The 2,916-nt window shown below is 52.7% G+C and carries 5 protein-coding genes; all 5 read left to right on the forward strand.

From position 1 onward, the window contains the following. Nucleotides 1-107 precede the first annotated feature (107 nt). The 5 genes from ABD971_RS30255 to ABD971_RS30275 all read left to right on the forward strand — a co-directional run bounded on the left by ABD971_RS30255 (nucleotide 108) and on the right by ABD971_RS30275 (nucleotide 2,829). Nucleotides 108-545: a DUF4279 domain-containing protein gene (locus ABD971_RS30255; RefSeq protein ID WP_345327415.1), complete on the forward strand. Its 438-nt coding sequence runs from the start codon at nucleotides 108-110 to the stop codon at nucleotides 543-545. Nucleotides 546-683: 138 nt separating this feature from the next. Continuing rightward, the gene (locus ABD971_RS30260; protein WP_345327416.1) at nucleotides 684-1,097 is read left to right on the forward strand and encodes a hypothetical protein; all 414 of its coding nucleotides are present in this window, start codon (nucleotides 684-686) and stop codon (nucleotides 1,095-1,097) included. A 175-nt stretch (nucleotides 1,098-1,272) separates the two neighbouring features. Further along, entirely contained in the window at nucleotides 1,273-1,644 is a 372-nt protein-coding gene (locus ABD971_RS30265; protein ID WP_345327417.1) for a hypothetical protein, read from the forward strand. Nucleotides 1,645-1,737: 93 nt separating this feature from the next. After that, nucleotides 1,738-2,214, forward strand: a complete 477-nt coding sequence (locus ABD971_RS30270; protein ID WP_345327418.1) for a hypothetical protein — start codon at nucleotides 1,738-1,740, stop codon at nucleotides 2,212-2,214. Nucleotides 2,215-2,325: 111 nt separating this feature from the next. Beyond that, nucleotides 2,326-2,829: a hypothetical protein gene (locus tag ABD971_RS30275; RefSeq protein ID WP_345327419.1), complete on the forward strand. Its 504-nt coding sequence runs from the start codon at nucleotides 2,326-2,328 to the stop codon at nucleotides 2,827-2,829. Nucleotides 2,830-2,916 lie beyond the last annotated feature (87 nt).

A 2,916-nucleotide genomic window follows, 5' to 3' on the forward strand; every position in this document is an offset into this window, starting at 1 on the left:
GGCTTGCGGCTTTGGTTAGAATGGACAATCAAACTTCCCGGCCCGGTCAACGCCGCCGTTCCCCGACTGAAGATAGCTGACCTCTCCCACTCCGCGAGAATCTCGAATTGACGCTGTATGATGACGAATACGCAACGTGCGTTGAAACATATGCCACGTTGCGTGTCTTCACGGGTGACGTCTCACCTGATCGGTTTACCGAATACATCGGTGTCACGCCCTCGAAGACACAAGAATTCCAAATTCGTCCCGAGGGCTGGAAGAACCTTCCGGCTGGATGGTTTTTGACTTCGCAATCCGAAATTGATTCCCGCGACGTTCGACGCCATATTGACTTCGTGCTCGACCAGATCGATGCGAAGACAGACGCGTTGGCATGGATTCGAGAATCTGGCGGAATCGCGGACGTTATGTGCTACTGGGTGTCTGCTTCAGGTCAGGGCGGACCATCGCTTTTACCGGCCCAGTCATCTAAACTTGCTGCATTGGATCTAGAAATCTGGTTTGACGTGTACATCGACGCATCGGATGATGGCGGCGACTAGATCGCGGGGAACCGTCCAATGCACCCGAGCGGCGAAGTCGGGCGTTTTGACAATGGACAATCTCTCGTCGCCGCCGGGTGATCGGTGCCGTTACGCCAACGAACCGAGCCTTCGTTTCACATGCCGGCCATACTTTAGGTGCGTTTCACGATTCTGACATTGATCGCTTTTGCTGCCGCGTTTGCGGTTTCGTTCGCACTGATCACGAACCCAAACTCGTTCGCGCTTGAAGTCTTGCATCTGACTCATGTCCTTTCGGCTTGCGTCGGATTGGTCATTGCGTTTCACACAACCGGCAAAACGCAAAGCTATTCGTTGACGTACGCGATCTTCTCGTTCGCAACAATTTCGTACCGTCCGTTTCCTACTTCGGTGACGAACTGGATTTGGGAAAACGTCACGCACAATGGCCCCGACTCACTTCCTGCGGGTAATGGGGACTCGTTCTTGGTGATTGATTTAATCCAAGTTTGCTTTAGCATCTTGGTGTCGCTTTTCGCCGCATCGCTGGTTGCCGGAATGCAACGCGAGAAACCGAAGAATGTGGCGTAACCATCGCGTGCACGCGGAGGCCCGTTGGTTCGATTTCACGAATGGATACTCAACTCACGGGCCCCGGTGACGCGGGCCGTTATCCCATTAAAATTTCGTGAATGCGTCCGATCCACCACGCTTAACATTCGCGGCTAGTCGATGGCGATTCTTTATCGCTACTACGATGAGCAGCTTGTCCATTGGCATCGTGATCTATTTTCTCACTCGATGGTTACAAATTCCGTATGGCTGGGCGGTGTTCATCGTCGTGATACGTGCGGCGTTCTGGGCCTTCGCGGTCGATATTCACAACTTCGACGTCAACGTAGATGGGCGGACGCTTTCGGGACCCACTTTGATTTTCAGCTCTCAACCAGTAACTATTGATCTTGGCGACGTGGATCCGGAGTTTGTCAGCGAGTGGATGGGTGTTTTCTCTGTGCACGATTCCACTGGCAACGAGGTGATGGCACACTACCGGTACTACTTGCCGGCAGATCGCGTGGTTCTTCGCGGTCTGATCGAGCGTCTTCGTCAGCCACAACCCACCTCGCCTGTGGGATAACCATGGCATTCACACGGAGCGGGGCTTGCTGCCGAATTTGAAATGGACAACTTTACTCTCCCCGCCCGGTGATGCCGGTCGTTCTGGCACAAGATGAAGATCCCACAATTTAGCGTGCGCGAACTACTAATGCTCGTGACGATCGTCGCGTTGCTCATACCTTACCTGCATTCCCGCGCATTCACGGCAAATAGAGTTGACCTTTCATACAACACCATTTGTGAACTAGTAAAAAGCGTTGATCCTTCGGCGAGGTTGATGTCTGGATCAGGTGGCCAAACGCTCGCGGATTTGACTTACCTGGTTCCGACTGAGAATTCAGAGAATTTCTTCGCGGAACTTTATGCCGCGGTTGAAAAACAAGTTAAACAGAGTGGCTGGCGGCGCACCTCTGGAGGAGCAGGTAGAACCGATGGGAGTCTTTCGGGATTCAACTTTGAGTTGCGACACGAATCATCCTGCTGTACCGTCTTTGGAATGCTCGTAGATCGAAAAAAGGGAAAAGATTGGCTTTACGATAAGGACGTTGAAGAAGTGCGGTTCATAATCTTTTCACCTCATTTCCCCTGAGGCCAGAACCATGTGATGCAACGGAGGACGGGTGGTCCGTTTTCTCGTCTGCTTGCAAGTCTTTCGCCCGTCCCCGCTGATCACCAACGTTCTGCCACTGGGAATTCTCTGATGTCTGAGAATCTGACTGCGTGTCAATCTAAAGGGGCATCGCATCGCCGCGTTGCGGTGATGTTGCTCATTGCGGCTTTCGCGAGCCTGGCGATTCTTTGGCCAGTTCGCAACATCCTGCTTGAAATATTCTTCCCCGAGAACGCCTATTTCAGTGCGAGTACGGTAAGTGAGCTTCCTGAGCGGTTTCGTGACTACGTTCCGAAGAACGCCACCGATATACGGTTGCGGACATACCAAAGTTCATGGTGGATCACCGTGGAATCAACCTGCAGTGAGTCCGACGCGACCTACTGGGCCCTGTCACACGATCGAACTCTGGGAACGGACGGCAGGGTTCCGGATCTCCCAGATCACTCCCTCCCTCCACACCAACTCGGATTCGTTCCTGTCGCGAATAACCACGAACGCTACCTTTGGCATTCTGGCAACTACGGGAACATTAGCGATATCGTTTACGATCGCGAAACCCAAAGGCTATACTACTTGCAGTCCCGCATTTGAATCCAAAAAAAGGCAGAACCATCGGTTGCAAGTTGCGGACTGGAAATGGTTTGAAGACGAGCGGGTGTGAATCCCGCCTGAGTAACC

The organism is Novipirellula rosea (assembly GCF_039541335.1).
In the GTDB taxonomy this organism is placed as follows: domain Bacteria; phylum Planctomycetota; class Planctomycetia; order Pirellulales; family Pirellulaceae; genus Novipirellula; species Novipirellula rosea.